General features: G+C 66.2%; 23 protein-coding genes. 19 read left to right on the top strand and 4 right to left on the bottom strand.

The window, feature by feature from the left end:
• Window positions 1-9: 9 nt before the first annotated feature.
• The 9 genes from LJ656_RS34915 to LJ656_RS26390 all read left to right on the top strand — a co-directional run bounded on the left by LJ656_RS34915 (window position 10) and on the right by LJ656_RS26390 (window position 7,555).
• Window positions 10-135 carry a hypothetical protein gene (locus tag LJ656_RS34915; protein WP_268998793.1) on the top strand — a complete coding sequence of 42 codons (126 nt, stop codon included), beginning with the start codon at window positions 10-12 and terminating at the stop codon, window positions 133-135.
• A 41-nt stretch (window positions 136-176) separates the two neighbouring features.
• Window positions 177-1,145, top strand: coding sequence for a LysR family transcriptional regulator (locus LJ656_RS26355; RefSeq protein WP_425606022.1), 969 nt, complete (start codon window positions 177-179; stop codon window positions 1,143-1,145).
• A 64-nt stretch (window positions 1,146-1,209) separates the two neighbouring features.
• Entirely contained in the window at window positions 1,210-2,232 is a 1,023-nt protein-coding gene (locus tag LJ656_RS26360) for an AAA family ATPase (protein ID WP_230512468.1), read from the top strand.
• Between the two features lie 22 nt (window positions 2,233-2,254).
• On the top strand, window positions 2,255-3,118 hold the full coding sequence (locus tag LJ656_RS26365) for a DUF58 domain-containing protein (protein ID WP_230512469.1): 864 nt from the start codon (window positions 2,255-2,257) through the stop codon (window positions 3,116-3,118).
• Complete coding sequence (locus LJ656_RS26370) at window positions 3,115-4,029, top strand: calcium incorporation protein MxaA (RefSeq protein WP_425606015.1); 915 nt, start codon at window positions 3,115-3,117, stop codon at window positions 4,027-4,029. Before LJ656_RS26365 ends, LJ656_RS26370 begins: the two co-directional genes overlap by 4 nt.
• On the top strand, window positions 4,026-5,012 hold the full coding sequence (locus tag LJ656_RS26375) for a vWA domain-containing protein (RefSeq protein WP_230512470.1): 987 nt from the start codon (window positions 4,026-4,028) through the stop codon (window positions 5,010-5,012). The genes LJ656_RS26370 and LJ656_RS26375 overlap by 4 nt, the downstream gene beginning before the upstream one ends.
• A complete protein-coding gene (locus tag LJ656_RS26380; RefSeq protein WP_230512471.1) occupies window positions 5,009-5,566 on the top strand; it encodes a tetratricopeptide repeat protein in 558 nt (185 codons plus the stop codon). Before LJ656_RS26375 ends, LJ656_RS26380 begins: the two co-directional genes overlap by 4 nt.
• Window positions 5,563-6,573 carry a vWA domain-containing protein gene (locus tag LJ656_RS26385; protein ID WP_425606016.1) on the top strand — a complete coding sequence of 337 codons (1,011 nt, stop codon included), beginning with the start codon at window positions 5,563-5,565 and terminating at the stop codon, window positions 6,571-6,573. Before LJ656_RS26380 ends, LJ656_RS26385 begins: the two co-directional genes overlap by 4 nt.
• 319 nt (window positions 6,574-6,892) lie before the next feature.
• Window positions 6,893-7,555, top strand: coding sequence for a hypothetical protein (locus LJ656_RS26390; protein WP_230512472.1), 663 nt, complete (start codon window positions 6,893-6,895; stop codon window positions 7,553-7,555).
• Window positions 7,556-7,605: 50 nt separating this feature from the next.
• Here LJ656_RS26390 and LJ656_RS26395 read toward each other — a convergent pair whose 3' ends face one another.
• Window positions 7,606-8,580, bottom strand: coding sequence for a GlxA family transcriptional regulator (locus tag LJ656_RS26395; RefSeq protein ID WP_230512473.1), 975 nt, complete (start codon window positions 8,578-8,580; stop codon window positions 7,606-7,608).
• Window positions 8,581-8,729: 149 nt separating this feature from the next.
• Between LJ656_RS26395 and LJ656_RS26400 the strand changes: the two genes are divergently transcribed.
• The 8 genes from LJ656_RS26400 (at window position 8,730) to LJ656_RS26435 (ending at window position 15,448) form a co-directional block, all read left to right on the top strand.
• The gene (locus LJ656_RS26400; RefSeq protein WP_230512474.1) at window positions 8,730-9,410 is read left to right on the top strand and encodes a DJ-1/PfpI family protein; all 681 of its coding nucleotides are present in this window, start codon (window positions 8,730-8,732) and stop codon (window positions 9,408-9,410) included.
• Between the two features lie 138 nt (window positions 9,411-9,548).
• Window positions 9,549-9,992: a zinc-finger-containing protein gene (locus tag LJ656_RS26405; protein ID WP_230512475.1), complete on the top strand. Its 444-nt coding sequence runs from the start codon at window positions 9,549-9,551 to the stop codon at window positions 9,990-9,992.
• A gap of 182 nt (window positions 9,993-10,174) precedes the next feature.
• Window positions 10,175-11,233: a taurine ABC transporter substrate-binding protein gene (tauA, locus tag LJ656_RS26410; RefSeq protein ID WP_230512476.1), complete on the top strand. Its 1,059-nt coding sequence runs from the start codon at window positions 10,175-10,177 to the stop codon at window positions 11,231-11,233.
• Entirely contained in the window at window positions 11,230-12,009 is a 780-nt protein-coding gene (locus tag LJ656_RS26415) for a taurine ABC transporter ATP-binding protein (RefSeq protein WP_230512477.1), read from the top strand. The genes tauA and LJ656_RS26415 overlap by 4 nt, the downstream gene beginning before the upstream one ends.
• Window positions 12,009-12,890 carry an ABC transporter permease subunit gene (locus LJ656_RS26420; protein WP_230512478.1) on the top strand — a complete coding sequence of 294 codons (882 nt, stop codon included), beginning with the start codon at window positions 12,009-12,011 and terminating at the stop codon, window positions 12,888-12,890. The genes LJ656_RS26415 and LJ656_RS26420 overlap by 1 nt, the downstream gene beginning before the upstream one ends.
• Window positions 12,891-13,069: 179 nt before the next feature.
• The gene (locus LJ656_RS26425) at window positions 13,070-13,888 is read left to right on the top strand and encodes an ABC transporter substrate-binding protein (RefSeq protein WP_230512479.1); all 819 of its coding nucleotides are present in this window, start codon (window positions 13,070-13,072) and stop codon (window positions 13,886-13,888) included.
• A 94-nt stretch (window positions 13,889-13,982) separates the two neighbouring features.
• Window positions 13,983-14,711: an amino acid ABC transporter permease gene (locus LJ656_RS26430; protein ID WP_230512480.1), complete on the top strand. Its 729-nt coding sequence runs from the start codon at window positions 13,983-13,985 to the stop codon at window positions 14,709-14,711.
• On the top strand, window positions 14,711-15,448 hold the full coding sequence (locus tag LJ656_RS26435; RefSeq protein WP_230512581.1) for an amino acid ABC transporter permease: 738 nt from the start codon (window positions 14,711-14,713) through the stop codon (window positions 15,446-15,448). The genes LJ656_RS26430 and LJ656_RS26435 overlap by 1 nt, the downstream gene beginning before the upstream one ends.
• A gap of 35 nt (window positions 15,449-15,483) precedes the next feature.
• On the opposite strand, the gene LJ656_RS26440 is transcribed toward LJ656_RS26435, so the two are convergent.
• Genes LJ656_RS26440 through LJ656_RS26450 form a run of 3 tightly spaced genes read right to left on the bottom strand, consistent with a single transcriptional unit; the run spans window position 15,484 to window position 18,201 of the window.
• The gene (locus LJ656_RS26440; RefSeq protein ID WP_230512481.1) at window positions 15,484-16,221 is read right to left on the bottom strand and encodes an ABC transporter ATP-binding protein; all 738 of its coding nucleotides are present in this window, start codon (window positions 16,219-16,221) and stop codon (window positions 15,484-15,486) included.
• Window positions 16,218-17,108 carry an ABC transporter permease gene (locus tag LJ656_RS26445; protein WP_230512482.1) on the bottom strand — a complete coding sequence of 297 codons (891 nt, stop codon included), beginning with the start codon at window positions 17,106-17,108 and terminating at the stop codon, window positions 16,218-16,220. The genes LJ656_RS26440 and LJ656_RS26445 overlap by 4 nt, the downstream gene beginning before the upstream one ends.
• Before the next feature lie 52 nt (window positions 17,109-17,160).
• Entirely contained in the window at window positions 17,161-18,201 is a 1,041-nt protein-coding gene (locus tag LJ656_RS26450) for an aliphatic sulfonate ABC transporter substrate-binding protein (RefSeq protein WP_230512483.1), read from the bottom strand.
• A 200-nt stretch (window positions 18,202-18,401) separates the two neighbouring features.
• Between LJ656_RS26450 and LJ656_RS26455 the strand changes: the two genes are divergently transcribed.
• On the top strand, window positions 18,402-19,427 hold the full coding sequence (locus tag LJ656_RS26455; protein ID WP_230512484.1) for a succinylglutamate desuccinylase/aspartoacylase family protein: 1,026 nt from the start codon (window positions 18,402-18,404) through the stop codon (window positions 19,425-19,427).
• A gap of 233 nt (window positions 19,428-19,660) precedes the next feature.
• On the top strand, window positions 19,661-20,212 hold the full coding sequence (locus LJ656_RS26460; protein WP_230512485.1) for a GNAT family N-acetyltransferase: 552 nt from the start codon (window positions 19,661-19,663) through the stop codon (window positions 20,210-20,212).
• The last annotated feature ends 40 nt before the right edge of the window (window positions 20,213-20,252 follow it).

The following is a 20,252-nucleotide window of genomic DNA, read 5'->3' on the forward strand; positions in this document are numbered from 1 at the left end:
AGCGCATGCATGTTGATCGACACCAGCGACTACACGCCGAAACTTCTCGAAGCGCTCGGCCAGCTCGGCGCGGCCGCGCCGGCCACGCTGGCGGGCTCCAAGGCGCTCGACGCGTTCGGTCGGCAAAGCGGCTAGTCCCGATGCAAAGCGCGCGTGCGGCGGCGAGCCGGATCAAGCTGAATTTCGTCCGCACGCTGACGCTGCGGCAGTTGCAGATCTTCGTGGTCGCGAGCCGTTATACGAGTTTCGCGCGCGCGGCCGAAGAACTGCATCTGACGCAGCCGGCGGTCTCGATGCAGATTCATCAGCTCGAAGACGCGGTGGGCCTGCGGCTGTTCGAGCGCGTCGCGCGCAAGCTCACGCTGACCGAAGCGGGCGAGGTGCTGACCCATCACGCGAGCCGCATTCTCGGCGAGATCAAGGACGCCGAGGACGCGATGATGTCGCTGAAGCAGGCGGACAGCGGCTCGATCAACGTCGGGATCGTCAGTTCCGCGACTTATTTCGCGCCGAAGCTGCTGGCGATGTATTCGCATCTTTACCCGAAGGTCGATATTCATTTCTCGGTCGGCAATCGCGACGCGCTGCTGCGGCTGTTGCAGGACAACGCGATCGATCTGGCGATCATGGGCCGCCCGCCGCCGGAACTCGACACGACCGCCGAGCCGCTGGCGAGCCATCCGCAGGTGCTGATCGCGCCGTTGAATCACCCGTTGCGCGGTGCACGCCGCTTCGATCTGCAGGAGCTGCGCGGCGACACGTTTCTGTTGCGCGAACCGGGCTCGGGCACGCGCATCGCCGCCGAGGCGATGTTTCGCCAGCATCTGTTCACGCCCGCGAAAACCGTCACGCTCGGCAGCAACGAGACGATCAAGCAGGCGGTGATGGCGGGGATGGGCGTGAGTCTGATTTCGCTGCATACGTTGCTGCTCGAATTGCGCACCGGCGAGATCGCGGTGCTCGACGTGAACGGCACGCCGATCGAGCGTACGTGGCAGATCGTGCATCTGCGCTCGAAGCAGTTGTCGCCGACCAGCATGATGTTCCGGCAGTTTCTGCTCGATCACGCGGCGCTGCATCTGGAGCAGGAATATGCGGCGTTTACCGGTGGTTTCGCGAAGGCGCCGGTCGACGCGCAGCGGTAGCCCGAGGTTCAGGCGGGTTTGGTTCCAGTTTCAACGCCCACTACCGGCGAAGGGGAGCGCAACGATGGTTTCCGCCGAACAGCTTCAGGACTGGCGTGCTCACGCCGAGCAGATCGAATCCGAAGTCGCGCGGGTCGTGGTCGGTCAGCAGCACACGCTGCGGCTCATCAACGTCGCGCTGTTCGCGCGCGGTCACGTGCTGCTCGAAGGCGGCGTCGGGGTCGGCAAGACCACCGTGCTGCGCGCGTTCGCGCGGGTGGTCGGCGGCGACTTCGAGCGCGTCGAAGGCACGATCGATCTGATGCCGGGCGACCTCGTCTATCACACCTATGTCGACGTCGACGGCAAGCCGCGCATCGAGCCCGGTCCGCTGCTGCGCCACGGCGAGCAACTGACCACGTTCTTCTTCAACGAGATCAATCGCGCCCGCCCGCAGGTGCAGTCGCTGCTGTTGCGCGCGATGGCCGAGCGCTCGGTATGGGCGTTCGGCCGCGAGCACCGCTTTCCGCATATGACCGTGTTCGCCGACCGCAACAAGGTCGAGAAGGAAGAGACCTTCGAGCTGGCGTCGGCGGCGCGCGACCGCTTCCTGTTCGAGCTGAACATGCCGACCCCGGAGGAAGCCGACGCGCGCCGCGCGCTGGTGTTCGACACGCGCTTTCACGACGTCGATGCTCTGCTCGCGCAGCTGACGCCGTCGATCGTGCCGTGGGAGCAACTGAACCGGATCGGCGCGGCGATCCAGCAGGGCGTGCACGCGAGCGAGACGATCGAGCGCTACGTGCTCGACATCTGGCAGGCGACCGAAACGCCGGCGCGCTTCGGCATCGCGCTCGACGGTGTCGATATGGAGCAATTGATTCTCGCCGGTGCGAGTCCGCGCGGGATGAGCGCGCTGCTGCGGGCCGCGCGGGTGGTCGCGTGGCTCGCGGGCAGAACCCATCTGCTGCCCGAGGACATTCACGAAGTGCTGCTGCCGGCGCTCGGTCACCGGGTGTTCTTCACGCCGATCTACGAGCTGCGCCGTCATGAGCTGGCTGAAGCGCTGATCGCGCGGATCAAGGCCACGATCGCGGTGCCGCGCTGAACGTCTGGATAACTGAACGATCATGAACGGCACTGCCGAATTCCACTACCGTCTGCCGATGCGCGCGGCCGGCGCGCGGCCCGGTTCGCACCCCGGCGCGAGCTTCGGCTCGGGCCAGCAGTTCGCGATGCACGGCCGCCTGTTCGACTACCCCGATCCGCGCCGCCTCGATCTGCGCGCGAGCTTGCGCGCGGCGCGCTCCGAGTGGCTGGTGCGTGTGCATCTGCAACGGGTCGCGGTGCAGGTGGTCGCGATCGTCGACGTGTCGGCGTCGATGCAGTTCGGCCGGCGCCGCGCGAAGCTGCAAGTGGCCGCGGATTTTGTCGAAGCGCTCGGCCATAGCGCGTTTCGGGTCGGCGACCGGCTCGGCATGATGGCCTTCGACACGCGCGAGCGCGACGACCTGTTCATGCCGCCGCGCACCGGCCGGGGCACCGGCCATCTGCTCGCGACGATGCTGCGCGATTGCGCCAGCCGCCCGGCCGGCAGCGGCGCGGTGGAAGGCTTGCGGCGCTGCGGGGTGCGGCTCGCCGGCCGCCAGGCGCTGGTGTTCGTCGTCTCCGATTTTCATTGGCCGCTCGCGCAACTGGCGCCGGTGCTCGACATGCTGGTGCATGCGTGCGTGGTGCCGGTCGTCGTGTGGGACGAAGCGGAGACCGCGCCGCCGCGCCGCGCGCAACTGCTGGCGGTCAACGATGCCGAGTCCGGCGAGGAACGCCGCGTGTGGCTGAGCCGCGCGATGCGCGAGCGCTGGCGCGACGGCGTCGCGAAGCGGCGCGACGAACTCGCCGCGCTGTTCGGCGCGCGCGGGATGCGGCCGTTCTATCTGGAAGGCGAGTTCGATCCGGAAGCGATGTCGCGGTACTTCCTGGAGATGACGGTATGAATGGGCGGCGGCGGTGGGGGCGCTGCGTTTGCGCCGGCGCTGTAGGCGCGTTCGTCTTTGCGTGTGTATTTGCTTTCGCGCCCTGCGCCGTCGCGGCGGCCCCGCTGCCCGCGACCGTGCAGGAGCCGCGCGCGTTCGGCTATACGGTCGGCGACGTGCTGATCCAGCGCGTGCTGCTGCAGGCGAACGGCCAGAACATCGACGCCGTCGCGCCGCCGTCGGTCGGCCGCACTGGCTTGTGGCTCGAACGCCGGCCGGTGGCGCTCGAAACCGATGCGGGCGGCCGCACGTGGATGGTGATCGCGTATCAGGTCGTCAACGCGCCGCAAACGCTCACGCAGATCGCGTTGCCCGCGTTGACGCTGACCTCGGCGAGCGGCGCGCAGTTGCAGGTCGCCGAATGGCCGGCCAGCATCGGGCCGCTGACGCCGCCGAGCGCGTTCGCGAGCGGCGACCTGCTGCCGTTGCGCCCGGACCGCGCGGCGCCGCCGTTGCCGACGGCCGGCTGGCGCCGGCAGATCGCGTGGTCGCTCGGGCTGTTGCTCGTGAGCTTGCTCGCGTGGGCCGGCTGGTGGGGGTGGCGCAACCGGCGCGAAGCGGCGCGGCTGCCGTTCGCGCGCGCGTGGCAACAGATGCAACGCGTGCCGGACCCGCAGGCGGCGGCATCGAGCGATGCGTGGTTGTGCGTGCACCGCGCGCTGAACGAAGCGGCCGGTCAGGTCGTGCATGCGGGATCGCTGGCCGCGTTGCTGACGCGCGCGCCGTATCTGCAACCGTTGCGCGCGCAACTCGAACATTTCTACCGGGTGTCGTCCGAGCGTTTTTTCACGCCGGCGCCGGGCGCCGCCGAGTTTCCGTTGCAGGCGCTCAGTCGCGCGCTGTACCGGGCCGAACGGCGTCACCAGCAATGAGCCGGCCCGTCGATTTCGTGTTTCCGTGGCTGCTGCTTCTGCTGCCGCTCGCGCTGCTGCCGCTGCTGCGCAGGCGCAGCGATACGCTGGTGTTCGCGAGCGTCGCGTGGCTGCCGGCCGATCATCTCGGACGCTGGGCCAGCTGGCTCGAACGCGGCTGCGCGGTGCTGTCGATCGCGGCGATCGTGGTTGGGCTCGCCGGGCCCGGCCGCTCGCAACTGCAAGTGGTCCGCACGGGCAGCGGCGCGCAGATCCTGGTGCTGATGGACCGCAGCGCGAGCATGGACGAGCCGATGGGCAGCAAGGGCGTCGAGTCGCCGCGCGGCGATTCGAAGAACAAGGTCGCGCGCGCCGCGCTGACGCGCTTCGTCGAATTGCGGCCCAACGACCGGCTCGCGCTGATGATGTTCGGCACCAGCCCGGTGCTGGCGATGCCGTTCACGTACAACCATCGGGTGATCGATGCGGCGATCGCGGCGACCGCGATCGGCCGCGGGATGCCCGACACCGAACTCGATCGCGGGATGCTGGCCGCGCTCGAACAGTTCGACGACCAGCCGAGTTCGGGGCGTCGCGCGATCGTGCTGGTGTCGGACGGCGGCGCGCGGCTCGAAGCGGACGTGCAGCGGCGCATTCAGACGGCGCTGCAACGGCAGAATATCTCGCTGTACTTCATCTACTTGCGCAGCAGCGTCTACAGCCCCGATCTGAACGCGCGGCTGCCGGCCAGCGAAAGCTCGGCCGAAGCCGAGCTGCATCGCTTCTTTCTGACGCTTCGCACCCCTTACCGGCTGTTCCAGGCGGAGGACGCGAAGGGGATGATGGCCGCGATCGCCGAGATCAACCGCCAGCAGAACGCGGCCACCACGTTCATCGAGCATCTGCCGCGCCAGGACCTGAGTCCGTATTGCTTCGCGCTTGCGCTGCTGTGCTCGGCGCTGCTGGTGCTGCTGCACACGTTGCAGCTGAGGAGTTGGGCATGAAGCGCACGCTGATACACGCGATGTTCGGCGGCGTCGCCGTCGCTTGCGCGGTGTCGGCCGCGTACGGCTGGGCGCGTCTGCAACAGGCCGAGCGGATCAACGCGGCCGTCGTCGCGGCGAGCACGCCGCACGCGGATCCGCGCAATGACCGCGCCGCCGATGACGCCCGCCAGGTGCAACTGGCGCGTGCGATCGCGTTGTCGAAAGCGGGCTCCTACGAGCAGGCCGCGCGGCTTTATAACGGTCTGGTTCCCGACGGCGGACGACTCGACGAGGTCGGCCGCGCGGCGCTGTTCGATCTCGGCAACCTGTATCTGCGCGAGGGCAGCATCGACGGCAGCGCGCAGGCGCTGAAATCGCTCGCGATGATCGGCGAGGCGAAGGCGCGCTACCGGCTCGTGCTGCGCGCGGCGCCCGACGACTGGGACGCGCGCTACAACCTCGAACGCGCGCTGTGGCTCGCACCGGAAACCGGCGCCGCGCTCGAACGCCCCGACGTGAAGGAGCAGCACGGCGTCAAGCTGCGCGGCGCGCAGAGTCAGGATTTGCCATGAGGGGCACGCGGCGAGGCAGGGGCGATAGCGGCAGCGGCGGCCTGGCCGGATGGCGGCAATGGTCGACGCCGCTCGCGCTGGCCGCGTTGATCGCGGCGGTCGCGATGCCGGACGTGACGCTGCCGCGCGACACGTACGACTACATCGTGTCGTTCGATATCACCCAGAGCATGGATGTCGAGGACGTGCTGCTCAACGGCGCGCCGCTGAGCCGGTTGAAGTTCGCGCAGGCCGCGATGCGCGATGCGCTCGGCCGCTTGCCGTGCGGCTCGAAGGTCGGCTGGAGCGTGTTTACCGGGCAACAGACCCTGCTGCTGCTGCCGCCGGTGGAAGTGTGCGGCAACTACGATGCGCTGCTGGGGTCGCTCGACGGCATCGATGGACGGATGCGCTGGACCAACTGGAGCCGGATTGCCGAGGGCGGGCTTTACTCGGCGGTGCGGGTCGCGCAGGGCGTCGGCGACGGCGCGGCGATCGTGTTCGTCACCGACGGGCAGGAGGCGCCGCCGGTCGCCGCGTCGCGCGCGCTGATGCCGGATATCAATGCCGCGCGCATCAAGGGCTGGCTGATCGGCGTGGGCGGCGACCAGCCGGCGGCGATTCCGAAGAGCGACGCGGACGGCAAGCGAATCGGCTACTGGCAAGCCGCCGACGTGATCCAGCTGCCGACCGTGCCGGGCGCCGCCGTGCAGGAGGACTCTCACGAGGAGTTGTCGCAGTTGCGCGGGCAGTATCTGGCGTCGGTGGCGGCGCAAACGGGCTTCGACTATCGACGCCTGTGGGCCGTGACCACGCTCGGCGACGCGCTGCTCGATGCGCGCTTCGTTCGTCGGGAACCGGTGCCGACCGATTTGCGCTGGGCGCCGGCGTTGCTCGCGTTGCTGTTGCTGGTCGCGCGCTTCGTACCCGACGTGGCCTGGCAGTGGTTGAGCACATGGCCGCGACGGATTCGAACGGCACTTTGGCGGGTACCGCGGATGTCGAACCGGCGGCCGCGCGTCGAATGAAACGTTTCTCCGGCAAAGGTTGACTCTGCAAGCATGGACGGTTGCAACGATGCGACGCGGCCTACGCTGCAAGACTTGCCGGGCGTGGGCGACGGGAGGGTATCGGGCTCGCCGTGTGCCGGTCATTTATTCCCTGAAAGCGCTTCCGGCGAATGATGCTGCTCCGCTGTATTCGCGAGCGCACGCGATACCTCACACTTTGACCTACCGTTGCGCAAATCGCTGACTACAATGGGTGAATGCCGGCGCAGCGGCGGGGAGGTCTGTTCGGCCATGACCGACAGGCAGATGAGGTTGCACTCCTTTACTGGAGGCATGCATGACGTGCCCGAACGAGAGGATTGTGGGAGCGATTTTCGTCGTGCTGAGCGGCTCCGCGTTCGCGGGCGGCCCGGTGTTCGACTCGCCCCAACCGATGATCGTCGCGAACATCGTCGCGGTACCCGCCGAAGTCGTGCCGCGAATACCTGAGCCGAAGCGCTACTTTCAGCAGCAGCGCTACGCGATGGAATATCAGTCGAATCACGACAAGCCGTTTTATGCGCAAATCGAGAATTTTTATAGCGCGGACGTGACGCATGACGTGCGGCTCAGTGAGAGTAAACCGCTGGTTTCGTCGACGGTGCAGTTCCTGCCGGTGAGTGGGGCGGGCTTCGATCCTGCGTTCGAGGCGGGGATGGCGCCTGGGTCGGCTGGTGAGGCTGGGTCTGTTTCTGGTGCCGATGGGGATGGTGGGGCGGCTTCCGGGACTGTCTCCGGGCCGGTTTCGAAGCAGGCTTCCACGGCCGTTCATTTCACTTCGGGAACCGGGCCGCAAATCTCGATCGTTCAGATGAACAGTTCAACCTTGTCGATCGGCGCTTCGCCGCAACGGCGGCTGTCGCTGACCGTCGATGATTGGGTGTTCACGGGGACGGCAAGGGTCGCGCTGTTGCGCTCGCATGATACTGGGGCGACTTTGATTGTTAAGAAGAAGTACTGAGATGTCCGGATTACCCCTTTCCAATCTCCCGAAATTGAACGTCCCGCATCTCACTGCAACGAAAACCTCTGCCGGTAAACCTGCGGTGCGACTTTCAACAGCCGCACGAAACTGCACCGCATCGTTTCCTCACTGCCGAAGCCACAGCGCGCGGCAATCCGCTTGATCGACCATGAGGTCTCGCTAAGCAAGCGTTGCGCGGTCTCCAAACGCAATTGCTCGACCGCGCGAGCCGGCGTGCGCCCGGTTTGCGCCTTGTAGTGGCGCATGAAACTGCGCTCGCTCATATGCAGGCGCCGCGCCAGCGCGGGCACCGACAGATCCGCCGCCAGATGCGCGGCCATCCACGCGTGCAATTGCGCAAAGCGATCGTCGGCGTTTTGCAGCGACAGCGTCGCGCTGAACTGCGACTGCCCGCCGGGTCGCTTCAGAAACACGACGAGGTCGCGCGCGACATCGAGCGCGAGCGCGCGGCCGTGATCTTCTTCGAGCAGCGCCAGCGCGAGATCGATGCCGGCGGTCACGCCCGCCGACGTCCAGATCGCGCCATCGCGAATAAAGATCGGATCGGCTTCGACGCGCAGTTGCGGATAGCGTTGCGTGAGCTCGTCACAGCGCGCCCAGTGCGTGACCACGCGCCGGCCGTCGAGCAGCCCCGCCTCCGCGAGCAGGAACGCGCCGGAGCAGACCGACGCGACGCGCCGCGCGCGCGTCGCCTGGCGCTGGGTCCAACGGATCAGCCGGCTGTCGGTCAACGCGTCGTTCACGCCGAAGCCGCCGGGAACGATCAGCGTATCGAGCGGGTTTTTCACCGAACGAATCGAACCGGCGACCAACGCCAGACCCGAAGAAGACGTAACCGGTCCGGCTTCGGCCGCGACCGCGCGCGGCGCATACAGCGGAGCGAGACCGCGCTGCGCGGCGAGTGCGTTGGCGGATGCAAATACCTGCAACGGGCCGCTCACGTCGAGCAATTGCACGTTCGGGAAAGTGAGCAGTACGACGGAGCGCGGTTCGTCAGACATGGCAAGGTGGGATGCCGCCACCGGCAAGCGTGGCAGAAAACAAGGGATGATTGGCAATCTCGCCAAAGACTACGCGCCTAGAATCGATTCGTCCACCTGCAACAGAACCGGCGTTGCAGTCCGATTCCTCCATCAAATAAGGTTTCCCTATGACGCTGCACATCGGCTTTCTGGTGTTTCCGCAAGTCCAGCAACTCGACCTGACCGGCCCGCACGACGTGCTCGCATCGGTGCCCGGCGCGACCACGTACCTGATCGGCAAGACGCTCGAGCCGGTGGTGTCGACTAACGGGCTCGTGCTGACGCCGAACGTGACTTACGAAAGCTGTCCAGCGCTCGACGTCATCTGCGTGCCCGGCGGCAGCGGCGTCACCGCGCTGTTGCAGGACGCGCAGACCGTCGACTTCGTGCGCCGCCAGGCGGCGGGCGCGCGCTATGTGACGTCGGTGTGCACCGGCGCGTTGCTGCTCGGCGCGGCCGGTTTGCTGCGCGGCCGTCGCGCGACGACGCACTGGGCATTTCACGCGCTGCTCGAACCGCTCGGCGCGATTCCGACCCAGGCGCGTGTCGTGCGTGACGGCAATCTGATTACCGGTGGCGGGGTGACGGCGGGCATCGATTTCGGCTTGACCGTGGCGGCCGAACTGGCGGGGCAGCAGGAGGCGCAGGCGATCCAGCTCGAACTCGAATATGCGCCGGCGCCGCCGTTTGCCGCCGGGGACCCGCGGACCGCGCCGCGCGACGTGGTCGAACTCGTCAAGCAGCGTTCGGCGTCCGGCTTTGCCGAGCGGCGTCGAATCGTGATGGAGATCGCGCAGCGCGGCGCCTGACGTGATCCGCATCGCGCTGGCTGTGCCTTTCCGGCCGGGTACCGCGTGTCGTTTCCATTAAACTGCTGGCTTACTCAAGTGTTACGTAAGCCACGTTTATCCGATGAAGCGCACCCAGTTCGCGCGGGAGGCATCCCGATGCGTGTAGGCAAACCCGTCAAGGCGCTGCCGCAACCGTCCTGCGACTATTGCGGCAGCCGCGCGCTGCTCGTCCGTTATGGCGACGACAGCTATCCGTATCGCGGCGACCAGGGGCCGCTGTGGATCTGCACCGCTTGTCAGGCGTGGATCGGCGTATATGCGCGCAGCAAACACAACGTGCCGCTCGGCCGTCTCGCCGACGCCGCATTGCGCGAAGCGAAGAGCAATCTGCATGACGCGCTCGAACCGCTGGTCGCCGGCAAGGTGCGGCGCGACGGCGTTAATGCATTCGAGGCGCGCGCCAAGGCGATCCGCTGGGTCGCGATCGAACTCGGTTTCGAGCCGCTGCCGGGCAGTATTCATGCGTTAACGCCTGAGCAATGCGAACAGGCGTTGCGTTACGTCGAGGCGTTTATGGCGGCGCGGCGCCCGGGCGGGTAAGCGAGCCGGCACTCACCAGCACGACCCGGCGCGAACCAGCACGACCCAGCGCTAGCCGGCGGTAAAACAGAACATCGCGGAGCAATCGCGCCGCGCCGTCATTAGCAATGCACGATTCGTTGGAACGAAGCCGCTGAAAACTCCCTATAGTCGGAGCCTTCACCGAACCTCATTCCATCCGCATGCTCCCGCTCAATACTTCCTTGCTGCGCGCCCGCCGCGCGCTGCGTGCCGTCGCGTTCGTCGCGGCTTCGGCGGCTGTCGCCGCGTTTTCGCCGTTCGCTTCATCCGCGCACGCGCAAAGCCGCGAAGTCGTAATCGGCTATCAGGACATGGTCGTGCCGTGGCGCTACGCGCAGGCCACCGGCGCGGTCGAAAAAGCCACCGGCTACAAGGTCACCTACCGCAAGCTCGGCAGCGGCGCCGACGTGGTGCGCGCGCTCGCGTCCGGCTCGATCCAGCTGGGCGAGGCGGGGTCGAGCCCGATTGCGGCGGGTCTGTCGCAAGGTGTCGACCTGTCGCTGTTCTGGATTCTCGACAACATCAACGACGCGGAAGCGCTGGTCGCGCGCGACGGTTCGGGCGTGAGCCGACTCGCGGACCTGAAGGGCAAGACCATCGGCGTGCCGTATGTGTCGACTTCGCATTTCCACACGCTGGTGGCGTTGCAGCAGGCGGGCGTCGATCCCGCGACGGTGAAAATCCTCAATCTGCGTCCGCCCGAAGTGGCCGCCGCGTGGCAGCGCGGCAACATCGACGCGACCTATATCTGGGACCCGGTGCTCGCGAAGGTCAAGCAGAACGGCAAGGTGCTGATCACGTCCGGCGACGTCGCGAAGCAATCGGGCAAGGCGACCTTCGACGGCTTCGTCGCGTCGCGTCAGTTCGAGCGCGACAACGCCGCTTTCATGGCCGGCCTCGTCAAGGTGCTCGCCGACACCGACGCGCTGTATCGCGATCACAAGGCAGACTGGACCGCGACCTCGAAGCAGGTGCAGGCGGTTGCTCAGGAGTCCGGCGCAACGGCCGCCGACGTGCCCGCGAGCCTCGCGCTGTACGCATTCCCGAGCGCGGCCGAACAGGCATCGCCGACGTGGCTCGGCGGCGGCAAGCAGTCGGGCGCCGCGCAATCGCTGGCGGCCACCGCGGCGTTTCTGAAGACCCAGGGCACGATCCAGAACGTGCTGCCCGACTACTCGACGGCCGTCAATCCGCGCTTCGCGCAGCAGGCCGCGCGATGAGCATGCTCGACATCCGCGGACTGCGCGTGACCTACGACGGCGCGGCCGAGCCCGCGCTCGCGGGTGTCGATCTGCGCATCGAGCGCGGCGAATTCGTGGTCGCGCTCGGCGCGTCGGGTTGCGGCAAGACCACGCTGCTGAACTGCATCGCCGGCTTCGTCGATCCGAGCGAAGGGCAGGTGCGTCTGAACGGCGAGCCGATCGCCGGGCCGGGCGCCGAGCGCGGCGTGGTGTTCCAGAAGCATGCGCTGATGCCGTGGCTCGACGTGCTCGACAACGTCGCGCTTGGCTTGCGCTTTCGCGGTGTCGCGCGCGCCGAGCGCGAGGAGATCGCGCGTCGCACGCTCGCGCTGGTCGGGCTCGAACGTCATGCGCACGCGAAGATCTATGCGCTGTCGGGCGGCATGCAGCAGCGGGTCGGCATTGCCCGCGCGCTCGCGAGCGATCCCGAAGTACTGCTGATGGACGAACCGATGGGCGCGCTCGACGCGTTGACCCGCGAGACGATCCAGGAACTCGTGCTCGACGTGTGGGACCGCACGCACAAGACGGTGTTTTTCATCACACATAGCGTCGAGGAGGCGCTGTTTCTCGCCACCCGACTCGTGCTGATGACGCCGGGCCCCGGCCGCATCGCCGAGGTTCACGACCTGCCGTTCGCCCGCGAGTATCTGGCGAGCCGCGACGCGCGCGCGGTGAAGTCGTCGGCGGATTTCATCGGCTGGCGCGAGCGGCTTACGCGGCGGTTGCATGAAACCTTGCGGGAGGCTGCCTGATGAGCGTGCTCGAATCGTCGCGCGTCGCTCGCGGATCGCGTGGTAGCGCGAAGCAACCGCGCGGCAAGCGCTTCGCTGTACGCGCTGGAAAGACCTTTCGCGGGATGCCCGGCGAAGGGCCGACCGCTTGGCTCAGCGTGGGCTGCGTCGTCGCGTTTGCGATCCTGTGGTGGACCGCCACGCATTTCCACTGGCTTGCACCGCTGTTCCTGCCCGCACCGGAAGCGGTCTGGCACGCGTTCGTCGATGCATGGAACGGCCGTCTGCAAGGCGGCCTGCCGTTGTCCGAGCATTTGTTGTGGAGCGCGCTTCGCGTGTTCGGCGCATTCCTGCTCGCCGCCGTCACCGCGATTCCGCTCGGCATTCTGATGGGTGTGAGCCGGATCGCGCGCGGTTTGCTCGATCCGCCGTTGGAGTTCTACCGGCCGCTGCCGCCGCTCGCGTACCTGCCGCTCGTCGTGATCTGGTTCGGCATCGACGAGACCGCGAAGATCGTCGTGATCTGGCTCGCGTGCTTCGCGCCGATCGCGATGGCCGCGCGCGCCGGGGTGCGCAGCGCGAGCGTCGAGCAGGTCAACGCCGCGTGGTCGCTCGGCGCGAGTTTCCGCCAGGTGGTGCTGCACGTGGTGTTGCCCGCGGCGCTGCCGGAAATTCTCACCGGCCTGCGGATCGCGATCGGCTTCGGCTGGACCACGCTGGTGGCCGCCGAAATGGTCGCGGCGACCGCCGGCCTCGGCCAGATGGTGCTGAACGCATCGGGCTTTCTGCGCACCGACGTGGTCGTGATGGGCATCGTGCTGATCGGTCTGATCGCGTGGCTGTTCGATCTCGGCATGCGCGCGCTCGAGCGCCGGCTGGTGCCGTGGAAAGGCAAGCAATGAGCGCCGTTCGCCGCATATCAGTTATGCCGCATAGCTCCTGACGATTGATTGGTTCGCCGCCGCGCGACGCGTTGCTACAGTCGCGTCTCGCAGTCCCGAATGACAGTCCCGAATGACGCCGGCGGAACGCACGATTGAATGCATTGCGCCGCGCCCACACTCAAAAACAAGGCCAAATCATGAAGATCAGAATCGCTGGCGCAGCAGTCATGGGGTTGCTGCTCGCACTTTCCGGCGCCGCCCACGCCGACCGTCTCGACGACATCAAGAAAGCCGGCGTGCTGCGCGTGGCCACCTTCGACAGCAATGCGCCGTTCGGTTTCGTCGACGCGAAGAGCAACCAGATCGTCGGGCTCGACGTCGACTATGCGCGCGCGGTGGCGAACAAGCTCGGCGTGAAGCTCGAAATCCAGCCGACCAATCCGGCTAACCGGATCGCGTTCCTGAAGTCCGGCAAGGTAGACCTCGTGTTCGCGAACTTCACGATCACCGACGAGCGTAAAAAGGAAGTCGATTTCAGCACCCCATATTTTTCGTCGGGCACGCAGTTCATCGCGAAGAAGGGTGTGCTGAAGTCGCCGCAGCAGCTCAATACGCTGCGCGTCGGCGCCGACAAGGGCACCACCAACGAACAGCAGGTGCGCGCGCAATTCCCGGGCGCGACGATCGTCGCGTACGACGACACGCCGTTCGCGTTCGCCGCGCTGCGTGCCGGCAACGTGCAGGCGATCACTCAGGACGGCCCGAAACTGGTCGCGCTGCTCGCGAACATACCCGACAAGACGAACTACGAGATTCCCGCTTTCACGATTTCGAACGACTACGAAGGCGTCGGCGTGCCGAAAGGCGAAGTGCGTCTGCTGAACGCGGTCGACGATACGCTCAAGAGCCTCGAAGCGGACGGCAGCGCGGCGAAGATTTATGACCACTGGTTCGGACCGGAGAGCCGCGCGCCGCTGCCGCGTCTGTTCAAGATCGGCGATCCGCAAAAGAGCTGAGTCGGCGAATCAGAACTTTTGTGAGCGGCCCGCCGGATCGACACGGCGGGCCGCATTTCATTTCGCAACGTAAATATCCGAGCAGAAGAACGGCATGAACGGTTGGCTGGAACCGAAGTACCTTGGCTGGATCGCCCACGGCTTTCTATTGACGCTGCTGTTATCCGCATGCGCGGGCATCGCGGCGACGTTTGCCGGTTTCGTGCTGGCGCTCGCGCGTGATGCGCGCCACGCCGCTCTCGCGCGAAGCGCGGCGCTCTACGTGCTGGCGTTCCGCAATTCGCCATTGCTCGTGCAATTGCTGTTCTGGTATTTCGGCGCGGCGACGTTGCTGCCGCAAAGCTGGATGGAATGGCTCAATGCGGGTCACACGCTCACACTGTGGGGCTGGCATATCGCGTGGCCGCCGTTCGAATTCGTCGCCGGCTGGGTCGGGCTCACCTGCTATACGACCGCGTTCGTCGGCGAGGAATTTCGCGCCGGCATGCGCGGCGTGAAGGACGCGCAGCATCAGGCCGCCGCCGCGTTGGGGCTGACGCCTCTCGCCGCCTTCCGCTACGTGATCCTGCCGCAGGCGATCCGCATCGCGACGCCGCCGCTGGCCGGGCAGTACATGAACCTCGTGAAGAATTCGTCGCTGGCAATGACCATCGGTCTCGCGGAACTGTCGTACGTATCGCGCCAGGTCGATACCGAGACGTTCAAGACTTTTCAGGCGTTCGGCGCGGCGACCGTGCTGTATATCGCGATCATCGCGGTGATCGAAGCGGCGCTGCTGCTCTGGCAGCGCGGCAGCGCACGCGCATGGCAGGCGGGGCAATGATGAGCGCGCTCGACTGGTTGCCGACGCTGCGCTATCTGCTGCTCGGCACGTTCCCCGATGGACCGCTCGGCGGCCTCGCGTTGACGGTCGCGCTGGCGCTCGTGTCGGCGCTGCTGTCGGCCGTGCTCGGTCTCGCCGGCGGCATTGCGTTGTCGCTCACGCGCGGCGCCGCGCATCTCGCGCTGACCGCGCTTATCGGTTTCTTTCGCGCGATTCCGGTGCTGATGCTGATCTTCTGGACTTTCTTCCTGATGCCGATGCTGTTGCACGTCGACGTGCCCGGCCTCGCGACCGTGGTCTGCGCGCTCGCGCTGATCGGCGGCGCGTATCTGTCGCATTCGGTGCAGGCGGGAATTGCAGCGGTCGGCGTGGGGCAGGCGCAGGCGGCGGTTTCGCTCGGTATGACGCGCTGGCAGGCGCTACGCTACGTGCAGTTGCCGCAGGCGATCCGGATCATGACGCCGTCGTTCGTCAATCAGTGGGTGTCGCTGGTGAAGGATACGTCGCTTGCGTATATCGTCGGCGTGCCCGAGTTTACTTTTCTCGCCAATCAGGTCAATAACCGGCTAATGATCTACCCGGTGCAGATCTTTCTATTCGTCGGCGTCGTTTATCTGCTGTTGTGTTCGCTGCTGCAATACGGCGCGACGCGTTTGTTGAGTCGTCGCGCGGAAGCCGGAAGCGCGCCGGCGGCTCGCGCGGCAAAGCGCAAATGGACGTTGCCTTTTCGCGTGTGAACGCTGTCGTGAAATAGCGTCCGCGCTACCCCTCGTTACATTGTGAGCAGCACGTCGCGCAGCGCATCCAGCGATGCGTCGCGCGGATTTCTCGGCCGCTGCAATGTAATCGGCAGTTCTCGCGCAATCCGGCTGGGCCCGTCCGTGCCCGCCGGCGATAGCAGCAGAACGCGATCGGACAGCGCCAGCGCTTCGTCGAGATCGTGCGTGACCAGCAGCACTGTCGTGCCGCGTGCCTGCTTCAGCGTGAGCAGCAACTGCTGCAGGCGCGCGCGCGTGAGCGCGTCGACCGCGCTGAACGGTTCGTCGAGCAGCAGCAGATCGGGTTCGGTGAACAGACCGCGCGCGAGCGCAACGCGCTGCGCCATGCCGCCGGACAGCTGCTTCGGCAGTGCATCGTGCACGCCCGCGAGACCGACTTCGGCGAGCAGCGCGGCGACGCGCGGATCGTCGCCCGCGCGCGGGCCGGCGGCGAATGCGATGTTATCGGCGACGCTGAGCCACGGCAGCAGACGCGGCTCCTGAAAGATCATGCCGACCCGCGGCGACGGTTCGCGAAGCGGCTCGCGCTCGAACAGCACGCTGCCCTGGGTGTCATGATCGAGACCGGCCAGCGCGCGCAACAATGTGCTCTTGCCGCAGCCGCTCGGACCGACGAGGCTGACGATCTCGCCGCGTGCGAGCGTGAAGGAGACCTGATCGAAAATCTTGCGGCCGGCGAAGCGCCGCGATAGCGCGCGCACTTCGAGCAGCGGGGCGAGTGCCTGATTCATCGCGCGGCTCCAGATACTTCGTGTGCATCGCGCCACGACAACACGTGTATTTCCAGCGCTTTCAGCAGGCCGTCGCTCAGTTTGCCGAGCAGCGCGAGCAGCAGAATCGCACCGAACACCAGATCGGGACGGCCGGTCTCGCGGCCGTCGCTGAGCAGATAGCCGAGTCCGCGCGTCGCCGCGATCAGTTCGGCGGCGACCATGAACATCCATGCGAGGCTCAATCCGGTACGCAAGCCGGTGAAAATCTGCGGCATCGATGCCGGCAGCAGAATACGGGTGAACAGCGCGCGCCGGCTCAAGCGGTTCAATTGGCCAAATTCGATCAGCTTGCGATCGACGCCCCGGATGCCGGCGACCACCGCGAGTTGCACCGGAAAGAACGCGCCGATTGCTATCAGCGTGATTTTGGGCGCTTCGTCGATGCCCATCCACAGCAGCAGAATGGGCACCCACGCGAGCGACGGAATCGCGCGCAACGCCTGGAACGCCGGGTCGAGCAATGCATCGATGCGCCGGCTCAAACCCATCGCCGCGCCGATCAGCACTGCAAACACCGCGCCGAGCGCGAAGCCGGCGTACACGCGCAGCACGCTTGCGCCGATATGACGGGCGAGGCGGGCGGCGCCGAGGTCCCACAGCGTTTGCGCGATCGAGCTGGGGGCCGGCACCAGATGCGCGGGCAGCACTGACGCGCGCACCAGTGCTTCGATTGCGGCGAGAAACACAAACGGCAGCGCGAGGCCTGCATAGCGCCAGCGTCGCAATGGATCGCGCGTGGGTTGGGCAGGTGCGGTTGCATTGCCCGCGGTGCGTTCGTCGGTGCGTTCGCCGGTGCGTTCGTCGGCGTGGCCGAGGCGGGCGACGGATTCTTCTGCGACTGTCATGATTTGACGGAAACCCGCGCGGCAACACCACGCGGGGATTCGATTCGATGCGTTATTGCGTGCTGCCGGTGTTATTTGTGGCGGCGGTTGCGAGCGCTGCGCCGGCGATATGCGGGTCGATCAGCGTATCGATGATCTGGTTCAGATTGGTGCCGCTCTTCACCAGTTGCTCGTCGACCAGAATCGGCGCGGCGGCTTTCAGCGCGGCGATCTGGCGTGGGCCCGGTTGCGGCTGGCTGAAATCATTGCGGCTCAGTTGCAGCTTCGCGACCGGCAGCGATACCTTCGATTCTTCCGCGACGATCTTCGCGGTGTCGTCCGGATGCGCGGCGATCCATACGCGGGCTTTTTCGTAGACTTTCAACACCCGCGCGAGCGCTTCCGGATGCTCGCGAATAAAGTCTTCGCGCGCGTTCAGAAAGCCCCAGGTGTTGAAGTCGACATTGCGGTACAGAAGCCGCGCGCCGTCGTCGATCTGCGCGGCGGCCATATGCGGATCGAGGCCGGCCCATGCATCGACCTGGCCGTTGGCGAGCGCGACGCGGCCGTCCGGGTGTTGCAGATTGACGATCTCGACGTCGTCGCGCGACAGACCGGCCGTGTGCAACGCGCGCAGCGTGAACAGGAACGGGTCGGTGCCCTTGGTCGCGGCGATCTTCTTGCCCTTCAGATCGGCGAGAGTTTTGTACGGCGAATCCTTGCGCACGACGAGCGCGGTCCATTCCGGGCGCGAGAAGATATACACCGCGCGAATCGGGTTGCCGTTCGCCTTGCCGAGTACCGCGGCCAGTCCCGCGGTCGAACCGATGTCGATCGCGCCGCTATTCAGGTATTCGAGCGCGCGATTGCTGCCGAGGCTCAGTATCCATTTGACCTGGGTATGGTCGGCGGCGAACTCCTGTTCGAGCCAGCCGTTGCGTTTGATCACCAGGCTTTCCGGCGAGTAGTACGCGTAGTCGAGTTTCAGTTCGCCCAGAGGCGCGGCGTGCGCGTTGCCGGCCAGGCCGAATGCGAGTGCGGCGGCCGCTGCTGCCGCTGCCGCTTTCAGCAGGCGACGCCGAGTGGAGAATGCCAGGCCCCGGGCGAGTGACATCGGTTGTCCTTATGGTTGCGTGTGGTCAGACTCCGAATGTAGCGGATGCTCGCGCGCGGGCTAACCAATTAAAGGTAAGAATCAAAGCAGTTTTGGCGCTTTGCGGTTCGGGCTCCGAGCGGGTAATAGTGGGGCAATACAGTGGGGCAATACTGCACAACTGGACGGCAGCCCGCCCGTCAACTTCCGCGAATCATCCAATGAACCAACCAGCCTCCTCGACCCACCCGAATCCCATCCGCTGCGAAATCGACCTCGACGCGCCCGGCAAGCACGCCGGCTATCTGCGCTTGCCGCATTCGGTGCATCGGTCCGCGTATGGCTGGCTGCCGATCCCGATCGCGTCGATCCGCAACCGCGCGGGGCCGGTCGTGCTGGTGATGGCGGGCAATCACGGCGACGAATACGAAGGCCAGATTCTCGTTTCGCAACTGATCCGCGAAATCGATCCGGCCACCGTGTCCGGCCAGCTGATTCTTCTGCCGATGGCCAATGCGCCGGCCGCCGAGGCCGGTTTGCGCACGTCGCCGCTCGACGGCGGTAATCTCAATCGCGAGTTTCCCGGCAATCCGCGAGGCACACCGACCCAGGTGATCGCCGATTTCATCGAGCACCGACTCTTGGCGCGCGCGGACTATCTGCTCGATCTGCATTCGGGCGGCAGTTCGCTGCTGTATCGCGGCAACAATATGCTGGCGATCGAGCCGCGCGACGACGAAGAACGGCGGCGACTGCAATACGCATTGCGCGCGTTCGGTTTGCCGAGCGCGTTCGTGCATGCGGAGAATCCGGTGCACGCGGCGAGCGCCGCGCGCCGGCAACGGGCGCTGTCGATCACAGCCGAACTGGGCGGCGCGGGCACCGTCGATGCAACGCTGCTGCGCGAGGCGCGCCACGGCCTGTTGCATTTTCTCGGCGCGATCGAACTATTGCACGGTCCGCTCGTGCCGGATGCGCCGCCGGCCGACACGCGCTTTCTGCGCGTGGCCGGCGCGCGTCACTATGTGTATGCATACGACAATGGTCTGTTCGAGCCGCTGGTCGAACTGGGCGAACGGGTCATTGAAGGGCAGCCGGCCGCGCGCATTCATTTTCCCGACACGCCGTTAAAGGAACCGGTGACCTGCGTATTCCAGAGCGCGGGCGAAGTGGTCTGCAAACGCGTGCCCGCGCTCGTCAGGCGCGGCGATTGTCTATTCCATCTCGCCGAAGAAGTGACCCGCTAAAAGTGCAATGCGGCGCGCATCGCACATCGAACAGACACTGCGCGCGGCCGTTCGCTACGGCCTCCATCACGGCATCGCATCGTCATTCGAAGCCGCTATCGCAGCACGTTTCGCAACGATCGCAGCGAATCTCGATACTAGATAAACATAGCGAAATTGCTTCGTTAGCGGCAACGTGGCCGCACGCTATCGTATGAGCTCCTGAATATCCGCCGACTTCGAGTCGATCGTTCATGAGCACTATCGTCGTTGACACCACGCCGCACGATCCGCGCGCCAAGCCGCTGCTTGATGCGCTGCTATTCGAATACGCGAGCCGCTACGAGGAGTATCGCAAGGATGGCGGCGCGGCCGCCGCGCAGGAAATGGCGCGCTATCCGGCCGAGCTGTTCGCGCCGCCGCATGGCGCATTCGTACTGCTGATCCGCGACGGCGAGACGGTCGGCGGCGGCGCGTTCAAGCGCTATGACGCGCGCACGGCCGAACTCAAACGCATCTGGACGCGCGACGATCTGCGTCGCCAGGGACTCGCCCGCCAGGTCGTGGAGGCGCTCGAAGAGCGCGCTCTCTCACAGGGCTATACCCGCATCTATCTGACCACCGGCTTCAAACAGCCTGAAGCGTGGGCGCTTTACGAGCGCACCGGTTACGCGTCCCTGTTCGATCCCGCGTTGCCGCCGGAAGTACACGTGCAGCTGCGCTACGGCAAGGACCTGCTCGCGCCGCAACGGATCGACACGCTCGACGATCTGCGCGCACAAGACGCGACACTGGCGGCGCGGTAGATAGCCATTCGTTTCACCCTCCCCACCCTGCAACGGACCA

This window comes from Paraburkholderia sejongensis (assembly GCF_020880815.1).
GTDB lineage: Bacteria > Pseudomonadota > Gammaproteobacteria > Burkholderiales > Burkholderiaceae > Paraburkholderia > Paraburkholderia sejongensis.

Excerpts from the sequence above, each read along its gene's own strand:
- LJ656_RS34915 (WP_268998793.1), top strand. The coding sequence starts at position 10 with ATGTTGATCGACACCAGCGACTACACGCCGAAACTTCTCGAAGCGCTC.
- LJ656_RS26360 (WP_230512468.1), top strand. The coding sequence starts at position 1,210 with ATGGTTTCCGCCGAACAGCTTCAGGACTGGCGTGCTCACGCCGAGCAG.
- LJ656_RS26365 (WP_230512469.1), top strand. The coding sequence starts at position 2,255 with ATGAACGGCACTGCCGAATTCCACTACCGTCTGCCGATGCGCGCGGCC.
- LJ656_RS26370 (WP_425606015.1), top strand. The coding sequence starts at position 3,115 with ATGAATGGGCGGCGGCGGTGGGGGCGCTGCGTTTGCGCCGGCGCTGTA.
- LJ656_RS26375 (WP_230512470.1), top strand. The coding sequence starts at position 4,026 with ATGAGCCGGCCCGTCGATTTCGTGTTTCCGTGGCTGCTGCTTCTGCTG.
- LJ656_RS26380 (WP_230512471.1), top strand. The coding sequence starts at position 5,009 with ATGAAGCGCACGCTGATACACGCGATGTTCGGCGGCGTCGCCGTCGCT.
- LJ656_RS26385 (WP_425606016.1), top strand. The coding sequence starts at position 5,563 with ATGAGGGGCACGCGGCGAGGCAGGGGCGATAGCGGCAGCGGCGGCCTG.
- LJ656_RS26390 (WP_230512472.1), top strand. The coding sequence starts at position 6,893 with ATGACGTGCCCGAACGAGAGGATTGTGGGAGCGATTTTCGTCGTGCTG.
- LJ656_RS26395 (WP_230512473.1), bottom strand. The coding sequence starts at position 8,580 with ATGTCTGACGAACCGCGCTCCGTCGTACTGCTCACTTTCCCGAACGTG.
- LJ656_RS26400 (WP_230512474.1), top strand. The coding sequence starts at position 8,730 with ATGACGCTGCACATCGGCTTTCTGGTGTTTCCGCAAGTCCAGCAACTC.
- LJ656_RS26405 (WP_230512475.1), top strand. The coding sequence starts at position 9,549 with ATGCGTGTAGGCAAACCCGTCAAGGCGCTGCCGCAACCGTCCTGCGAC.
- tauA (WP_230512476.1), top strand. The coding sequence starts at position 10,175 with ATGCTCCCGCTCAATACTTCCTTGCTGCGCGCCCGCCGCGCGCTGCGT.
- LJ656_RS26415 (WP_230512477.1), top strand. The coding sequence starts at position 11,230 with ATGAGCATGCTCGACATCCGCGGACTGCGCGTGACCTACGACGGCGCG.
- LJ656_RS26420 (WP_230512478.1), top strand. The coding sequence starts at position 12,009 with ATGAGCGTGCTCGAATCGTCGCGCGTCGCTCGCGGATCGCGTGGTAGC.
- LJ656_RS26425 (WP_230512479.1), top strand. The coding sequence starts at position 13,070 with ATGAAGATCAGAATCGCTGGCGCAGCAGTCATGGGGTTGCTGCTCGCA.
- LJ656_RS26430 (WP_230512480.1), top strand. The coding sequence starts at position 13,983 with ATGAACGGTTGGCTGGAACCGAAGTACCTTGGCTGGATCGCCCACGGC.
- LJ656_RS26435 (WP_230512581.1), top strand. The coding sequence starts at position 14,711 with ATGAGCGCGCTCGACTGGTTGCCGACGCTGCGCTATCTGCTGCTCGGC.
- LJ656_RS26440 (WP_230512481.1), bottom strand. The coding sequence starts at position 16,221 with ATGAATCAGGCACTCGCCCCGCTGCTCGAAGTGCGCGCGCTATCGCGG.
- LJ656_RS26445 (WP_230512482.1), bottom strand. The coding sequence starts at position 17,108 with ATGACAGTCGCAGAAGAATCCGTCGCCCGCCTCGGCCACGCCGACGAA.
- LJ656_RS26450 (WP_230512483.1), bottom strand. The coding sequence starts at position 18,201 with ATGTCACTCGCCCGGGGCCTGGCATTCTCCACTCGGCGTCGCCTGCTG.
- LJ656_RS26455 (WP_230512484.1), top strand. The coding sequence starts at position 18,402 with ATGAACCAACCAGCCTCCTCGACCCACCCGAATCCCATCCGCTGCGAA.
- LJ656_RS26460 (WP_230512485.1), top strand. The coding sequence starts at position 19,661 with ATGAGCACTATCGTCGTTGACACCACGCCGCACGATCCGCGCGCCAAG.